Genomic DNA, 17,430 nt, shown 5'->3' with positions numbered 1-17,430 from the left:
CGGTCTCCTTCCAAACATGTGACACGCCTTCCCGTACAGCTGTTTGGGTGACGCGATTAAAACGTTGTTAATATCTAACCAAAACAAACCCACACAAATTATATTGTGGGTTATTCCTTATATTGAACTATCGATTTTTATTAACAGACCAGTCAAAAACCCTGAGTTGCTGAAAACTGAATTGGGTTGCTCAATAAGTATTTTTCAGTTGTTTTAAATACAGCATTGGTAAGAGTTCCACCACTACCTTTATACTCGGCTCCATGCTCATCAAAAATGATAAGCTTATATCCTGAATTTATGTTTTTTACGAGTCTCATTCCAAGACCTTCATGGTGAATCCAATCGAAAATTTCATCTATTGTATACAGCCTAACGCCATTTTTGTAAATTTCCTCAGTTGCTAGGATTGAGTCCGCTCCTGTAATTTGGCCACCGACAGACCATTCTTCATCGTTGTAATAATAAAATTGATATGCAAAAACTTCTCCCTCATCGTAGGGAGGTTTAAATCCTAATTGGTTTAACCTTAAGCATTGTTCTTTTTCTAGGTAAAACAAAGATTATGCCTTCATACAGTGCCCTTCCTCTCGAAGGAGAAAGAAAACAATATCACATCCTTACTATTCTGCTTTATGGACTAGTTTCCTCGTTTGTCGACGTAACAGAGCAAAAATTAAAAAAGAGCCTCTGTCACGAGGCTCTTCCTTTTTAGTTTTGAATGTATTTTTCAAAGACCTTACCAAAGTCTTTGACGACATATTTGTACCGCATGTCTTCCAGCCAGTCGAAGGTGTATTGGTTGATGGACTTGAATTGTGAAGCTACGTCTGCTTGCAGGCCAGTTACACGGCCTAGTGTGCTTTGGGCGACGTGGAGGCTTTCTTTTGCATGCTGGAGCGCAAGTTCGTTATCGTGCGTAATCGATGCGATCTTCACAAGTGCTTTGTAGAGGTCTTTTAGCTCCTCCAAATGCTTTTTGTTGACATCGATCGAGTAGTGCTCATTTCCCATCGTGAACTTGATTTCGACATCCAAATCGACGGTTCCGGCTGTTTCCAGATACACGTCAGAGATCGGGTGTGTATGGTAGGAATAGCGGCGCAGCATGCGTTTTTTGCTAGTGGCACTCGTTCCATCCAGATGAACCAGACCCAGATTGGTGAAGCAGTACTCATCGGACTTTGATTTGATCAAAAAATAGATCTTCTCATGGTCCTCGTGCATGATGTAATCATCGGCGTCCACTTTGTCATAATCGGCTGGTTTTACCACGATTCCCACATTGCTCAAGCCAAGCGCGTCTGCCGCAAGCTTTCCAAACATAATGAAACAGCTCCCCTCGATATGTACGGTGTGAACTCTATCCATTTATACGTCCGTGGGGGGACTTAGTTGCAAACAACTACTGTGCTTCACCCAACTTTTTGAAAAGGCCTGCAAGGACGTCAAAATCAAATTCTTTTCCGTTCCGTATTTTGATAGTCTTCCGGTCAGCATGATCAGACTTCTCAAAAAAGCCAGCTGGAGCCTCCAGATTCGCCGCTTGAAACAGCGTTACGTTAATCCAGTCCTTTGCCGGAAAATACACACATACCTGCTTACCCAGAATGGAATAAAAAGCTTGTTTATACTTCACCTGCTCTTCTACATTCGGGATGTTTTCATGGATGAGTTGGCGAATCCGCTTGCAAACTTCTACTTGAGATTCATTGGTTATGTTTTGGATATAATCCGTTACTTGCTGATTCATAAATAGTCCTCCGCTTCCACAAAGTGATGATGCTTCTTGTCTATGATAATCGACAGATGCAATAGGAGGCTTCTTCTAGATTGCTATTCTATCGATTACAGCCAGGTCGTCTTTTCTTCCGCTGCTACCCGACTCGTCTCAGGAGCATCTGCCTCGGGATAGCCAATGAACAGAGTGCCCACGACCTTTTTATTTTCCGGCGATCCAAGGAATTGCAGCAAGCGCTCGTCGCGAACCAAGCCGATTCCTCTCGTGCGCCATACCATGCCAAGACCCAGCTCCTTCGCTGCCAGCCACATCGAGTGAATCGCGCAGCAAACTGCGTACTCATTATCCTCTGAGGATGCTTCATCCCCTGGGATCACATCAGCAGTCGCGACAATGACGAGCGGAGTTTTTTCCAGGACGGCCAAGGAATCCTGCACGAGATTGGGCTTGGTCGGAAAACGCTCTAGCAAAAATGCCTTCGCGATTTCCTCGAACCGCAGCTTCGCTTCTCCTCTGATCACGTAAAAATGCCACGGCTGACGCAAGCGGTCATTCGGGGCTAGCACTGCGCAATCTAGCAGCGCTTGGATTTTTTCTGTTTCTACTTCTTTTGGAATATAGTTACGCACGGCTCTTCTGCTTTTGAGTGACTCTAGAACGGACATGTTGGTTCCTCCTCGGTTGTACCATTTTCTTACTAATCCCAATCATTATATCGAAGGCAGTCCGAGTTCGTATAGGTATCCATCAACGGGAATGAATGGCCAAATGTGCTTGATGCTCGTCTTCTCTCGCCACGTAGATGTCATACTGCTTATGGTCTTCTTCTTGGGGCAACAGCCCCATGTCTCCCCCTAAATGACGAACTGCATGAGAGTGACTGCGTGTCCGAAAACGAATGCCATGAGCACTTAGCTTGTTTACCACGCATATGTATTCTTCATGACCAAACGCGGTGTGGATCAAGCACTTGTACTTGGAAAAAAGGGGGAGAAAAAAGTCCATAAATCACTCCACTCGCCTTCTTTTTTGTAGTATATTCCAATTATTGCGGAAAAGAGAGGGGCTTTCTACCATGAATCGAAAGAAAATATTCACGGGTTCGCCTTGGGAGCCTGTTGTGGGCTATTGCCGCGCAATCCGAATCGGCGACCGGATCGAGGTGGCTGGCACCACCGCCATGAAGGACGGGGAAGTCGTTGGTGTGGACGATGCCTATGAACAAACGAGGTTCATCCTAGAGACGATCGAGAAAGCATTGCGAGAATTGGATGCCGATTTGTCTCATGTGGTCAGAACGCGAATGTTTGTGACGGATATCAGCAAGTGGGAAGAGATCGGAAAAGCGCACGGTGAGTTTTTTCGCGAGATTCAGCCTGTCGCTACGATGGTTGAGGTTAAAGCATTGATTGATCCGCGTTTGCTCGTTGAGATTGAAGTCGAAGCGATTGTGTAGCATGATTCACAGTGACGTTGTGGGTTACTGACAAACAATAAAGGGCTGACAAGCAAAAATCATGCTGGTCAGCCCTTTCTACTTGTAAACTACAGCTCAATGACAGGAATACTCCCACCCACACTAACCGGCTCGATCGCCTTGCCGCGAGACCGCACCAGAGTAAAATACTCGAAGCAACCAATGACGCCAAAATTACCATCGATCACTCCCGGATAGGCGCGATTCACGGAATACTCCTGACTGAGGTGAGCCTTCAGCGCCTCTCCTTTTTGTGCCCGATAGGCCGAGATATCGACCTTTCCTGTAATCGGAACTGCTGGTTTTGGACCATGATCCGGGCAATGATCGTAGTAGTGCGGGATCGAAACATAGTACAAATCAGGATATTCCGCCAAAGCCAAGCTCGCTTCCGCTTGTTCGACCGCTCGCGTCGTCGCCTCGCACGTGACGATATGATCGGGATGACCAGTCACGCCATCCGGGGGAAACGTGACAACGATATTGGGCTTCCAATCTTCAATTGCCTTTCGAATCTTGCTTACCAGTTCATCCATGTCAGCATTTTGCAAGGAACCATCCGGGTACCGGAACAAGTCGAGACGACTGATTCCGAGCACTTCCGCTGCTGTTTTCAGCTCTAGCTCACGATGTTTTGCCAGCTTTTCTCGGCAATCGATATCGAATGGACCGCTGCGTCCTTTGCAGCCGGAGGTAATGCACAAATAACACGTTTCATGTCCGGCATCCTTACACTTTGCCAACGTTCCCCCGCAGGCAAAAGACTCATCGTCCGGATGGGGAAAGACGACCATTACTTTTTTCATTTCTGCCACCTCACTTGCCGCTTGATTGGCGTTCTAGATAAGCCAATCCTTTTGCTATCACACCGTAAATTGGATCGTTTTGCGCATTTTCGATGACGACCTGCGAAGCGTACTCTCGGACGCGCTCTATAACGATCTCTCGCACGCGATCATCGTTTTGCAAAACGCCTCCCTGCATGATCATCTGAAACGGCTTGGTTTTCATTTGCAACGTATCAATGACAGCCCGAGCAGCATCGAAAAGCTCTTCACCTGCGACCTGCAAGATAGTCGCTGCCACCTTATCTCCGGCAAGTGCCGCTTGACTGACCAACGGCGACAGCTCTCCTACCTTCTCTACGGAATAATGCTCACTGTACGTCCAGTTAAACAATTCATCTACGCGTCCCAGTCCAACGTGCGGGAGGAGCAGCTCCTTCAATACGGTCGGCTCGCCGCGACCATCCGCTGCTTTTAATACAGCCATAATCGCTTGCTTGCCGATCCAGTAGCCGCTGCCCTCGTCACCGACCCGATGCCCCCAGCCTCCTGCTCGCGCCGTTTCCTGTTCGCCGTTTACACCAAAGGCAATCGATCCGGTGCCTGCGATGACCAGAATGCCGGGCTTCCCTCCGGTTGCACCGAGCAATGCCGCGAACCCGTCGTTTTCCACAATCAGATGCTGGACGCGAATACCGAGCTGGTGCAGCACCTTGCTCACCATCCGCGAGATCACTTGTCGATCATACTCCGTGTCCAGACCAGCGATCCCGAACACCGCACACTCGATTTCCCATTCGATTGGTCCATCCGGTGTCGGAGTGCCGCTCATAAAGGGGGCTACGGTTTGACGAGCGATCGCATCGTCCAGAGCTTGACTGATCGCTGCAACCACCTCACGAGCTGCCGCTTCCTCCCCAATCCCTTGATAATTGCATGAACCGGAGCGTCCTGCACCGATTTCATTTCTGGAGCGGTCCACCAGTACCGCCAGACACTTGGTGCCCCCTCCGTCCACTGCCAGAAGAGGTATTTGCACCACTGCCATTACCCCACACTCCATTCAGCTGTCATCTGATCAAGCCCTTTCATCACATTCGCAATCGCCTGCTTTTTCTCTGCCAGCCATTCTGTTTCCTGCTGGAGAACAGCTCGTCGCAGGGCGATCATGCGCTTTATTTCGTCTGGATTTGGTCCACCTGGAAGCTTGCGGATCATCACGAAATGAACAGGGTCAAGCGCCAGTCTGAGCTCTTCTGCTGTGAGCGAGAGTTCCCGTCCGATTACTTCCACGGCTGCACGGTTTACCAGCTCCAAGCTGATTTGGTTCGCAGCGAGTTGCTCGCTCATCGCTTCTTTTACCACGCGACTCACGATGTGATGAGATTTGCGGAACGAAAGTTGATCCGTGCGCACCAATGTATCCGCCAGCTCTGTGACGGTCGCAAAGCTGCCTTTTGCCCGTTCCAGGAGGACGTCCTTGTTCACTTCCATCGTACCCACAACGCTCGCCATCAAGCGATACATCTGCTCGAGTACGCCCATACTCCGCCATGCGTATGGCTGCATGTCATCCTCGGTATCCACGATATCACCAAAAGGCGTATTGTGCATCATCGTAAGCACTGTTGTCGCATTCCCTGCTGCACTGGACAACAGAGAGCGCATATGTTCAAAGGAAACCGGATTTCGCTTTTGCGGCATGATCGAGCTGATCTGCACGTATGGACTCGCGACTTTTAACCCCGCGAATTCTTGTGTGCACCACAGCAGCATATCTTGAACCGTACGCCCCAAATTAATCGCGGCCAATTGTACGGCCGTCGCTACTTCCCCCAAATAATCCGCGCCGCAGACGGCATCATAGGAATTTTCCACCAACTCATCAAATCCGAGCAATTCGCGCATCCGCTCTCGGCTGATCGCAAAGCCAGAAGTCGTCAAGGCCGCTGCTCCCATCGGTGAACGATTGACCGTGTGATAGGCTTGGATCATTCGCTTGATATCACGGCTGAGCATGTCGCAAGCCGCCATGATGTAATGCGCCATTGTCGTCGGCTGAGCCTGCTGTGTGTGTGTGTAGCCAATCATAATCGTATCCGCATGCTCATTTGCAAAGAGGAGCAAATGCTCTTTCAGATAGAGGGCAGAAGCCAAGGTCACCAACAATTTTTCACGCAGCACCATGCGGTATATGGTAATTCCCATGTCGTTGCGGCTGCGAGCCAGATGGAGATTTCCTGCCACATCAGGAGCCAGTTCCAGTAATCGGCTCTCTACCTGAAAGAACAAGTCTTCAAACTGCCCGGTGTAATGCGATTGGCGCAGTTCATCCATTTCGATTCCACACAGTGCACCAGCAATTCTTTTTGCCTCATCGTCTGTGAGCAAGTCTTGTTCACGAAGCATGATCAAATGTGCCTTGTTGATCGCCATCATCGGATGCAGCAGATGGTGCTTCGCTTCATTGAACGCAGGCTCTAAAACCGCCTCCACATATGTCTTGCCAGGGAAACTAGCTCCCTCCTGTTGAAAAATTCGATCTCTGTAATTCATCTTCTTGCATCTCCTTCCCTATCCATTTGTAAACTGCTTCTATTTTAGTGTCTGATCTTCTGTTTAGGAGGGAGGCGACCGCCGAACGATCGCCTTCCCTGCTATTATGATTACTACTGTGGGCTGATCATATTGACAAACAATCGGATCGCACCCGGTACGAGTGACGGAATTTCGCGATACCACACGAGCGAGCTGTAGGTATACGTTCCTTTTCCATACTTGGCAGTGAGGTACGTACCCGTAAATTCCTTCTCGCCTTCGTCTCCATTGGAGATCAGCTCGGTGTATTCCTTGCCCCACTCGGATGGATTGTAAGCGGAACGATCCTGAATCCAGTTGTCCCAATCTTCTTCTGTGATTTTGTTTGGCAAATTGAACAAGGCATGATCAGGCGCCAGTACTGTTACTTTGGAGTTTTCGTCTGTGACACGCCATTGAATCAGCGGCGCACCGATTTTGATCGGATAAGGAGCCAGCTCCGGCTTCCATTTATCCTCTGGCTTGTGGTATTGCACGACCAGATTTCCGCCGTTTTCCACGTACTTCAGCAAGCGTGCATTCGAAGGAATCAGCTCAGGTCGGAAACCATAAGCGCGAATGCCCAGCACGATCGTATCGTATTGGTCCAGATCACCAGACTCGATGTCTTTTGCCGACAGATTGGTCACATTCACTCCCAATTGGGACAAATACTGATCGATATTGTCAAAGCCACTGGATACGTAACCGACCTTCAGTCCTTCCGGCACCTTCAGGTCAAAAGCCTGGATCGCAAGCGTCGCTGGTTGGACAAAGTATGTCGTGCCAATATGCGGGTAACGAATGACTTGAGCTCCATGTCGGCTCTCTTTTCCACTGCCCGACGCGACTGCTGTCACCGTATACTTATCCGGTTGGACAGAAGCGTCTGCTTTGACTGTAAAGGCAACCGACTTCGTTTCTCCCTTGGCCTCAAAGGCGATCGGTGCTGCTTGTGGCTCTACGCTCCAGCCTTTTGGCACATCGAGAGAGATGTTTGTTTTCGCTGCACCTGGATTGTAGTTTTTCACCGTAACCTTGACTGGAATTGGCTCTTCTGGCTTCTGTGTATTCAAAACCGTCGCATTCGGACTCAGCACCATAGAAAAAGATGGAAGAACTGCAATGGCATCTGCTGGCGTCACATGGCTATTGGCCGCCGAACCTGCGAAGCTGTAACTGACGTCTGCGGTAATGGCTTGCGCGGCATACGGTTGGAACAGCTCAGCATCAGACGGAACCGTGACAGCAAATGTCGTTTTTACCGTCTGATTGTAGCCGAGCGATGAGAAGCTGGTGGTCGATTCCGGCTTTGCTTGCCAGCCTTTTGGTACATTCAGTGCGAGATTGATCTTCCCAACTTTTGCTTGACCGCCGTTGTAAGCTGTGACGGTTACTTTTGTTGTTTGACCCGCTACCAGCTCGGTTGTCTCAGGCTTTACCTTCGTCACGAGCGAGAGCGCTTCGGCACTTGCCTTATTCAGCTGGGATTTCTTTACTCCCAGGCGATGGCGCAAGTCTGTTTTCGTGTCAGTTGGCAAGGAGGACGCTTCGACTACTGTCGTCGCTTTTTCAACATCCGCTAGCATTTCATGTGCTTCCTTGGCTACTGTGGCAAAGCTTGGGTACGCAGCAATGACCTCTGCGGCATCCTTTTGCAGCTTTTTCAGTTCGCCTGCGACTTTTTCCCCGCCAGACTGGCTGGCAACTTCCTTGGCTAAATCGTCAAACGAGTAGGAGATTCCCTCAAAAAAGTCTGCTTCCTTATCTTTTGTCTCTACGATGGCTTGATCGAGCTTGTAATAATTGAAGCTTGGTCCTTCGTCATAATGACGTCCCATGCCCTGGCTCTTGTGCATGAAACGGGATTCTTCGCCGAGTTGGACGTATGAGGCACCATAGATTTCGTCGTAGTCGCCAACAGGCACCTTGACCGAGTAATCCTTATCCTTTGCAGGCAGATACAGCTTCTTCACCTGCCATGGCGCCAAACCTTCCTTCGCATGCTGTGGAAAAACGTTTGGATCTGCGGCATCCTTGAATGCCCGTACCGTAATGACATTAATCGCGCGATGATGGCCGTGAGTCGAAGGTTCGTTCAAAAATGCGGGAATCACGACATCTGGTCTCAGTGTACGGATATGGCGGATAAGCTTTTCGTATGCCACATCTTCGCCCCATTTTTGCAGGGTTTCATCCGGGCTTTTGGAAAAGCCGAAGTCAAAAATAGGATCATCGATTTTTTTACTGAGGTTCTCCAGATGGATGTTCGTGATTTTGGAAGCTTCCTGCAATTCGCGGGTACGAATGATCCCCAGCGCATTCCCCAGCTCGCTGCCTATCTCGTTCTGTCCTCCCTCGCCTCGGTTCGCAATGACACTGGATGTGTCCACCCCTTTTCCAAGCGACAAATACGCAAGCATCGAACTGTGCTCATCGTCCGGATGGGCTCCGGTGTTCATCGCACTGGCAATCGTGGTGAGCGGCTTGATGGCTTTCCACAGGTCGACAACCCCGCGGTCTGCATGGGCAGTCTCGGGTGCTACCGGCATAATCAGACTCGTGGCTAGCACCGCTGCTGACGTAATCGTGTACAGCTTGGCAAGTTTCCCCTTACTCAATGAACAACTCCTCCATTCCATAATCAGATTGATGTCTATATCAATCATGGCGGTCTGTACGTGTGTATTTCATTGATGTAGCCATGGATCGACCCACGGTTGGCCCGGAGTGGATGGGGCATTACTGCTTCTGACTGATCATGTTGACGAACAAACGAAAAGCACCAGGGACTAGCTGCGGAATCTCGCGGAACCAGGCAAGCGAGCTGTAAGTGTACGTCCCTTTTCCATAGTGCGCCGTGAGGAAAATGCCGCGGAACTCTGGCTCTCCCGGATCACTTGTCGCAATCAGCTCGGTATACTCGCTCCCCCAGCGTGAGGGATTGTAGATGGAACGCTCCTGTACCCATCCATCCCAGTCTGCTTGGGTGATCACGTTTGGCTCAAGGAACATCGAATGGTCAGGGGCCAGCATACGGACGTCTGATTGCTCATTGGTCACCCGCCAATCGATCAGCGATTCGCCGATAAAAATGGGATATGGCGCGAGATGCGGCTTCCATTTGTCCTCCGGCTTGTGATATTGAACGACGAGATTTCCGCCGTTTTCTACATACTGCAAAAGACGCTGGTTGCTCTCGATTAATTCGCGGCGGAAACCGTATGCGCGAATCCCGAGGATAATCGTGTCGTAGCGGGACAAGTCGCCCGATTGTATTTCGTTTGCGTCGAGATTGAGGCAATTTACCCCGACCGCGCGCAAGTATTTATCCATATTGTCAAAGCCGCTGGATACGTAGCCGATCCGTTGATTTTTCGGGATGGCCAGGTCGAAGGCTTGAACAGTCAGCGTAGCAGGCCGGATGAAATACGTGCGACCGACATGCGGGTATTCAATGACCTGCACATCTTGCGCGACTTCTGTCACACCGTCGGTCCCCGCGACCATAGCGCGGATCTCATATTTGCCATTCGTCACCTGCGGCGTGGTATGAACCGTAAAAGCGATCGTTTTCGTCTCGCTGCGGAAAGAAAACGGAACATCGACAAAGGCTGGCTCCGCTGTCCAGCCTTCCGGGACAACGAGAGCGATCTTGGCCGTAGAGCTTCCCGGACGGTACTGCTTCAGTGTTACCTTAACCGGGATCGCCTCATCCGTATGCAGCGTGTTTCGCACCACATCTGACGGTGTCAGAGTCACGGCATACGGCGGAAGCACAGCTACACGGCTATCCGGCTCCACGCGAATTGTACTGGCTGTATCGAAGGCGAAATAGAGCACCTCGACGTCAAGCACGGGTGGCTTGTAAGGATGGAACGGCTCCGCCTGTGCAGGAATCGCTACCTCAAATACGGTGCACACTGTCTGGTTGTAAGCGAGTCGCGGAAACGCCGTTGGGGTGAGCGGCTTTGCCGTCCATCCTTTAGGGACACGCAAACGCAGCTGTACATGTTCCACCTCAAGCGCGCCTCCATTGTAGGCCGTAACAGTAACCGTCGTCGTCTGACCTGCTACCCATTCGCCTGTCTCCGGCTTGATTTTGACCACCAATGACAATGCCTCTGCACTGGCACGGTTTAGCTGTGCTTCCTTTATCCCAAATCGATACATCAGGTCGATTTTGGTTTCTTCGTCGAGTGTTGACTTGTATACTTCCTGCTGTGCGGACGCAAGCAATGCCTTCATACGGTGAACCCTTTGTGCCACCTCTGCAAAACGCGGGTAGGCATTCAGGACATCTGTAGCCGCATCGTGCATGAGATGAAGCACTTTTGCGAGCTCTTGTCCCCCTTTTGCAGCGACGTTTTGCGCCAGATCAGCAAAGCTTACGGGCAGCCCGAAAAAAAAGTCGCGCTCTTTTTCCGGTGCCGGAGTAACAGATTCATCCAAACGGTAGTAATTGTAGGTCGGGCCTTCATCGTAATGAACACCCATGCCCTGTGTCTTATGCATAAACCTGGATCGCTCACCAAGCTGGACATAGGATGAGCCGTAGATTTGGTCGTATTCACCCACAGGTACGGCGACGTGATAATCATCGTTGTCCATGATAGGCAGATACAGCTTTTTCATCTGCCACGGCAAAAGTCCAGCCTGCATATGTGCAGGAAAGATGTCTGGATCGGCTGCTTCGTGAAAAGCTCGCTGTGTCAGTAAAGTAATCGCCCGGTGATGGCCGTGTGTCGTCGGTTCATTTTCAAAGCAAGCGATGACGACATCAGGGCGCAGCTCCCTGATTTTTCGAATCAATCGCTCGTACACGACCTCTTCGCCCCATTTGCGAAAGGTTTCATTGGCGCATTTGGAAAACCCGAAATCATGGATGGGATCATCCAGCTCTTCGCTTAAGATGCCAAGCGTCACATTGCTAAGAGATGATGCTTCTTCCAGCTCGCGCGTGCGGATAATCCCCAGCGCGGTACCTTGCTCGCAGCCGATTTCGTTTTGACCGCCTTCCCCTCTCGTCGCGATCACACTCGTGGTATACACGCCTCTCCCCAGCGCCAAGTAAGCGAGCATGGCACTGTGCTCATCGTCCGGATGTGCGCCTGTGTTCATGGCACTGGCAATCGTAGCTAGCGGCTTAATCGCTTTCCACAAGTCGAGCAGTCCGTGTTCCCCCTGCATGGTGCGAACAGATACATGAATAGGCGGGCAGGGCAATTTGGTCGGCTGCACTATCGGTGATTTCTTATCCATCGATTCACTGACATCCACGTGAAGCTCCTCCTTTTTCACGAAGGCATCCAGCTTTACACGGCAGTTCCCGCTTTATCTCCGGTCAATTTTCTGGAGATGAACAACACAATGATGATGACCACGATTTGCAAGACACCATAGGCGCAAGCGGTGCCGAATTCGTTACTGTACATGCGTTGGAATACCGCGACAGACAATGGCGTCGTCTTCGGTGTGAAGATCAGGATCGAAGCCACGAACTCCCCGATACACTGGACGAATGCCAAGAGCGTACCTGCGAGAATTCCACCCCAAGCCATCGGGAACACGACACGTCTGAAGCTGTACCACCAAGAAGCACCCAGATTCCGTGCCGCCTCCTCGACAGATGGGTCCATCTGCATCAAAGTCGCGGATGTAGAACGAAACACAAGTGGAAGATGTCGGACAAAATACGCCAACGGGATAATCCAGAATGTTCCGATCAAAACCTGTCCAAAGCTGAATGCATTCGGCTCGCTGAACGCTGCAATCAGGTTGATCGCGACAACTGTCCCTGGCAATGCCCATGGCAGCATGATCAGAACATCAAGAAGTGTTTTCCCGCGAAACTTGAGGCGAACCATGGCATAAGCCGCAGCTACACCGAAAATGATGATCCCGATTACCGCGATAGCAGACAGCTGCAAGCTGTTGAGAATCGGACGCCACGTCTTACTATCCGTGAACAAATCCATGTAATGCGACAGAGTATACTCCGGAGGTAATATTTGCACCGTCCAGGTACCATCCACCGAGAAGGAGATGAGTACCAATACGAGAATTGGCAGCATCAGAATGACTGTACCGATAAAAGACAGCACAATCGTGGTGTAGCGTCCCGCTTTGCTTTTGATCTCGGTACGGTGCACGCTGACCCCTTTGCTCAAGTTCTGGTAGTTGCGCGCGCCTTGGTACCAGCGCATGATCAAAAGAAAGGCCACGGAAACAATCGATAAAATCGTAGACTGAGTCGCAGCCATGTCCAAATCTCCATTGGTGCGAGACAAATAAATTTGCATCGTCATCGTCCGATCAATTCCGAAAATGAGCGGCGCGGTATAAGAAGCCATCGAAATCATGAAAACCAACAGAGAAGACGCAACCATGGCTGGCGTGAGCATCGGCAAAATTATGCGCCGCCAAACGGTAAAGCGATTCGCTCCGAGACTGGCTGCCGCCTCTTCCAAGGACGGATCGAGTCCCTTGATTGCTGCCGTTGCTGTCATAAAGAAATAGGTGTACATCGTAAACGTATGAACGACGACCACACCCCATATTCCTTTTAACGAGAAAGGAACCTGGGCAAGCCCGAACAGCTCTTTGATCGCCCTTGGAATGATTCCGCTCTCTCCGTACAAAAAGGTAAACGAGAGAACGCCAATGAGTGGAGGCAACGCCATCGGAACCAAAGCCAGCACCGAAAGAATTTTTCGTCCCGGAAACTCATAGCGCTCCAATAAAAACGCCATCGCGACGCCGACAATTCCGCATGTAATGACACTAAGAACCGATATGTAGATACTATTCCACAACGCTTCCAGGTTGGCAGTATGCTCCAGGCTGAAGAAGCGAATGTAGTTTTTCCACGTAATTGCCTCATCGATTTTGATACTCGCAACGAACGTTTCAAACAATGGATATATGACATATGCCAACAATATTAAAAAGAGTGGCGATACCAGCACGTAGACGAAGGCGGGTGAAGCGGTGATGGACTTTCGTCTGGCTGCTGTCGGCGCTTGCTGCAACTCTGCTCTCAAAAGCTTCTTCCCCCTTATCCGGCAAAATAAATGCTCTCTTTCGGTATATGTAGGCCGATGGCATCGCCGCGCTGTTTAATCGGTCGTCCCAGGTTGATGGACATGCTGCGCAGACTCTCCGTTCCTACTTGCGTGACGTAATTGACACACGCCCCTGTAAATTCAGACATGACAACAGAGCCTGTCACTACATTTTGTCCCTCGTTGCCTGTACTCTCCAGAACGGATTCAGGACGGATAGACATCGTCACCTTCTCCCCAACTGACAGCTGCGCACGTGGAGAGGCATTTTTCTTAAATCCGCTGAGCATTTGTCCAGAAGCCGTGCGAACCAGCACTTCATCACCGTCAAAGCCTGTAACCGTGCCTTCCCACAGATTCGTCTCGCCAATAAAGGAAGCGACAAAACGGTTTACAGGACGATGGTAAATCTCATGCGGTGTTCCGATCTGCTGAACTTCGCCGCTCTGCATGACCATAATCCGATCTGACATCGACATCGCTTCCGCCTGATCGTGCGTAACGTAAATCGTCGTAATCCCCAGCTCCAGCTGGAGTCTCTTGATCTCGAAGCGCGTCTCTTCTCGGAGCTTCGCATCCAGATTGGACAGCGGCTCATCCAACAGCAGAATCTGCGGCTCGATGACCAGCGCCCGTGCCAGTGCTACCCGTTGCTGTTGTCCCCCAGAAAGCTGATCAATGCGGCGTTCGCCATAGCCTTCCAGGCGGACCAGCTTCATGATCCGTTCTACACGTTCTTTTGCATCTGTTTTGTTGACTTTCCGAACCTGCAAGCCAAACGCGATATTTTCAAAAACAGTCATGTGCGGGAACAATGCATAGTTTTGGAATACCATCCCGGTATTGCGCTTATGCGGAGGAAGAGATGTAACCTCCTGTGATCCAAAGCGGATATGGCCTTCCGTTGGATAATAAAAGCCGGCAATCATGCGCAGGGTAGTCGTTTTGCCGCAGCCACTCGGACCGAGAAAAGTAAAAAACTCTCCTGTTTCGATATGAATGTGAACATCTTCAACCCCTTTTGCCTGGCCAAACCTTTTGTGAACGTGATCAAGTGTTACGCTGCTCATCGGGTTGTGTTTCCTCCTTCATCGCAAGTCATTTCAAGCTGCAGCATTTTTGGATCCACTTCTATAAGTGACTAGACGGAAAGGACAACTCCTTCCCGCCTAGCTGCTTGGAAAAAACCTTCCTTACTTCTTGCCTTTGCCCTTGATGTTTTCATCCCAATGCTGCATCCACTCTTTTTCTTTTGCAGCCATGACAGCCCAATCGAGTTCCATTGGCTTCAGCTCGAGATTTTTCATGAAGTCTGGCAATTCGTCCTTGCTGATGTCTGTACGAGATGGGAACTGGAAGCGCTCCTTCGCCAATTGAGCAGCAATTTCAGGACTCATCAAGAATTCCATGAACTTTTTCGCTGCATCCTGGTTTTTCGCGCCTTTTACCAAAGCCACGCCGTCTACGAGAATCGGTGCCCCGCTCTTCGGATAAATGAAGTCATACGGATGGTTGTTCTTTTTGCTTTGGATCAGAACGTCTTGGAGGTTCCACAAGGAGATGACGCCCTCTTGACGATCCAGCTTCAGATACAAGTTAGTCGGGTCTTGCGTGTATTCTTTTGTATTGGCATCGAGCTTGGTCAGCCATTCAAAACCTTTTTCAGGAGTATCCGCCCCTTGACGGAAGATCATTGCGGAATAAATGGTACGCATCGTGCCGGACGGTAGTACGTTTCGGATCACGATTTTGTCTTTGAATTTCGGGTCGAGCAATTCGTCCCAATCTTGCGGTGCTTCTTCTGGCTTCAGCACCTGCGAGTTGTACATGATAACCTCTGGCAAGAGCATTTCACCGTACCAGCGATCTTGCGGATCTTTGTACAAATCTGGAACCTTGTCTGCAAAAGTCGGCTTGTAAGGCTCCAGCAGATCTTCATTGGCTGCTGTCGCTAGAGCAGATTGGGTACCACCCCACCAGAAGTCAGCCTGCGGGTTCGCCTTCTCTGCACGAACGCGCTCCAAAATTTGTTGGGCACCCATTTCAAGTGTATCTACTTCGATGTTCGGATATTTCTCTTTGAATTTTGGCAACACGATTTCAAAAATGTTTTTGTCTCGTCCGGTGTAAATCACCAATTTTTGTGGATCACCCGATGAATCAGTAGGTTGAGCAGCAGGTTGCGTGCCTGCGTTGTTGTCTGCAGGCTTTGCTTCCTGTCCCCCACTTCCGCACGCGGCCACAGTCAGAGCCAAGGAGCTGACAAATACGCCCTTCATCCATGTTTTCAGCTTGCTAGTTGTCTTCTTCAAAACGAACTCCCCCTCTTGTTCTTCTCACTCTTTGTCAAGCAGTCGTGTGAAAGGAAACGCTTCCAAAACACTATGGACAGCACCAATCAAACCAGCTCGCTCCCCCAGACTCGCTTTTTCGAGATTAGGCACCTCAGGCACCCATTCTCTTAGCCATTCGTGAATTTGCTTCACCCCTTCACCATCGACGTGGACCATCTCCCCGCTCAGGATCAATATTTCCGGGTTCAAAATACTGATGATGTTCGCCATTCCGTACGCCCAATGTCGGTACACATCCGCAAGAAGCTCCTTTGCCTCTGCGTGTTGTTTGGCGTGCCGGATCAGCTCTTCTATGACACTCGACCCTTCCTGAAGGTCAGAGAGAAATCCCTTAGCCTGCTCTTGGATGCCCGGAATCGAATAATGCGTCTCAAACACCCCTGACGCGCCATTCGGGCGATTATGGACAGGGCCGATCATCATGAAGCCGATCTCTCCTGCTGCCTCACGACTCCCCCGATAGAACTGTCCATCCAGAATGATCCCTGCCCCAATCCCGGTTCCTACGTACATGTAGACGACGTTGGTATGGCCGACTCCTGCTCCGCGGACATACTCACCCAGTGTCATCATATTCACGTCATTGTCGATAATGACGGGCAGTCCGAGTCGCGCTTCGATCGTTTGTTGAATAGGTGAGCCCATCCATCCTGTGCTGGGTGAAAAGCTGACGGTTCCACTGCCACGCTGTGTGACCCCTTGCAAGCCGACGCCCATGCCGAGTAGTCGTTCTCGCGGGATGCCGCTTTCGCGCAGCAAGCGATCCAATCCGGCTGCCAAATCTTCGATGACGGTTTCACCATTCGCTGGTTGTGCCAGTCGTTTGCGATAGCGAGCTAAGAACTCACCCTTCATATTCGCGATGGCCATGTCCAGAGTAGATCCTTCAAAAATCGCGCCCGCAATGGCGTACGCCTGGTAGTTGTACTCCAACAAAATCGGCTTGCGGCCGCCTTTGGAATCGCCCATTCCTACTTCTTGCAGGAGTCCTTCCTGGATCATTTCATCCACGAGGGCGGAAACACACGGACGGCTGAGCTGTGTTTGTTTGGAGATATCAGCCCGAGAAATTTGACCGTGCAAGACGACTTGCTGCAATACTTCTTCTTTATTCAGTTTTTTCACGAGTTTGCTGTTACCTGTTTTTTTAGGAACTTGCACGTTTCATCGATCACCGCCACACAGTTAGTTAACATTACTAACAAAGATAACCAAATTATAGACACGGCGACTGCTAATAGTCAAACAATTTACATTTGTCTTTCAGATATTTTTTGGGTTTTTTAGTGAATATATCCTTTGTTAAAAAATATTAAAAATACGGCCATCACGCTGTTGTGGTGGGGAGGAAACAGGAGAAAACGCTCAGATTCTTGTCCCACCCGCTGAGGGATTCACTGCCCGACTCTATGCAAAAAGCGAAACCGCGTCC

15 protein-coding genes are annotated in these 17,430 nt (G+C 50.2%); 1 reads left to right on the top strand and 14 read right to left on the bottom strand.

Annotated elements, in window-relative coordinates; translation table 11 throughout:
- Nucleotides 1-152 precede the first annotated feature (152 nt).
- The 5 genes from C7R93_RS27870 to C7R93_RS27850 all read right to left on the bottom strand — a co-directional run bounded on the left by C7R93_RS27870 (nt 153) and on the right by C7R93_RS27850 (nt 2,746).
- On the bottom strand, nt 153-560 hold the full coding sequence (locus tag C7R93_RS27870) for a hypothetical protein (RefSeq protein ID WP_106841839.1): 408 nt from the start codon (nt 558-560) through the stop codon (nt 153-155).
- A gap of 151 nt (nt 561-711) precedes the next feature.
- Nucleotides 712-1,326: a PH domain-containing protein gene (locus C7R93_RS27865; protein ID WP_106841838.1), complete on the bottom strand. Its 615-nt coding sequence runs from the start codon at nt 1,324-1,326 to the stop codon at nt 712-714.
- Between the two features lie 79 nt (nt 1,327-1,405).
- Nucleotides 1,406-1,753: a DUF1801 domain-containing protein gene (locus C7R93_RS27860; protein ID WP_106841837.1), complete on the bottom strand. Its 348-nt coding sequence runs from the start codon at nt 1,751-1,753 to the stop codon at nt 1,406-1,408.
- A gap of 95 nt (nt 1,754-1,848) precedes the next feature.
- Entirely contained in the window at nt 1,849-2,406 is a 558-nt protein-coding gene (locus C7R93_RS27855; protein ID WP_106841836.1) for a nitroreductase family protein, read from the bottom strand.
- An 82-nt stretch (nt 2,407-2,488) separates the two neighbouring features.
- Nucleotides 2,489-2,746 (bottom strand): hypothetical protein, encoded by a 258-nt coding sequence (locus C7R93_RS27850; RefSeq protein WP_106841835.1) that lies wholly within the window; start codon nt 2,744-2,746, stop codon nt 2,489-2,491.
- 70 nt (nt 2,747-2,816) lie between these two features.
- On the opposite strand from C7R93_RS27850, the gene C7R93_RS27845 reads away from it, so the two are divergent.
- On the top strand, nt 2,817-3,197 hold the full coding sequence (locus tag C7R93_RS27845) for a RidA family protein (protein ID WP_106841834.1): 381 nt from the start codon (nt 2,817-2,819) through the stop codon (nt 3,195-3,197).
- Between the two features lie 89 nt (nt 3,198-3,286).
- On the opposite strand, the gene C7R93_RS27840 is transcribed toward C7R93_RS27845, so the two are convergent.
- The 9 genes from C7R93_RS27840 to C7R93_RS27800 form a co-directional block, all read right to left on the bottom strand.
- Nucleotides 3,287-4,024, bottom strand: coding sequence for a PIG-L deacetylase family protein (locus C7R93_RS27840; RefSeq protein WP_106841833.1), 738 nt, complete (start codon nt 4,022-4,024; stop codon nt 3,287-3,289).
- Nucleotides 4,025-4,034: 10 nt separating this feature from the next.
- Entirely contained in the window at nt 4,035-5,051 is a 1,017-nt protein-coding gene (locus C7R93_RS27835) for an N-acetylglucosamine kinase (protein ID WP_106841832.1), read from the bottom strand.
- Nucleotides 5,051-6,559 carry an argininosuccinate lyase gene (gene argH / locus C7R93_RS27830; protein WP_106841831.1) on the bottom strand — a complete coding sequence of 503 codons (1,509 nt, stop codon included), beginning with the start codon at nt 6,557-6,559 and terminating at the stop codon, nt 5,051-5,053. The genes C7R93_RS27835 and argH overlap by 1 nt, the downstream gene beginning before the upstream one ends.
- A 113-nt stretch (nt 6,560-6,672) precedes the next feature.
- Nucleotides 6,673-9,201 (bottom strand): NEW3 domain-containing protein, encoded by a 2,529-nt coding sequence (locus tag C7R93_RS27825; protein WP_106841830.1) that lies wholly within the window; start codon nt 9,199-9,201, stop codon nt 6,673-6,675.
- A 121-nt stretch (nt 9,202-9,322) separates the two neighbouring features.
- The gene (locus tag C7R93_RS27820) at nt 9,323-11,860 is read right to left on the bottom strand and encodes an NEW3 domain-containing protein (protein WP_106841829.1); all 2,538 of its coding nucleotides are present in this window, start codon (nt 11,858-11,860) and stop codon (nt 9,323-9,325) included.
- Between the two features lie 35 nt (nt 11,861-11,895).
- Nucleotides 11,896-13,623 (bottom strand): ABC transporter permease, encoded by a 1,728-nt coding sequence (locus tag C7R93_RS27815; RefSeq protein ID WP_106841828.1) that lies wholly within the window; start codon nt 13,621-13,623, stop codon nt 11,896-11,898.
- A 14-nt stretch (nt 13,624-13,637) separates the two neighbouring features.
- A complete protein-coding gene (locus C7R93_RS27810) occupies nt 13,638-14,714 on the bottom strand; it encodes an ABC transporter ATP-binding protein (protein WP_106841827.1) in 1,077 nt (358 codons plus the stop codon).
- Nucleotides 14,715-14,837: 123 nt separating this feature from the next.
- Nucleotides 14,838-15,956 carry an extracellular solute-binding protein gene (locus tag C7R93_RS27805; RefSeq protein WP_106841826.1) on the bottom strand — a complete coding sequence of 373 codons (1,119 nt, stop codon included), beginning with the start codon at nt 15,954-15,956 and terminating at the stop codon, nt 14,838-14,840.
- A 24-nt stretch (nt 15,957-15,980) separates the two neighbouring features.
- On the bottom strand, nt 15,981-17,159 hold the full coding sequence (locus C7R93_RS27800; protein WP_106841825.1) for an ROK family protein: 1,179 nt from the start codon (nt 17,157-17,159) through the stop codon (nt 15,981-15,983).
- Between the last annotated feature and the right edge of the window lie 271 nt (nt 17,160-17,430).

This window comes from Brevibacillus fortis (genome assembly GCF_003013395.1).
Taxonomy (GTDB): Bacteria; Bacillota; Bacilli; order Brevibacillales; family Brevibacillaceae; genus Brevibacillus; species Brevibacillus fortis.
The sequence above is the reverse complement of the archived record's forward strand: the minus strand, read 5'-3'. Positions and strand labels throughout refer to the sequence as shown.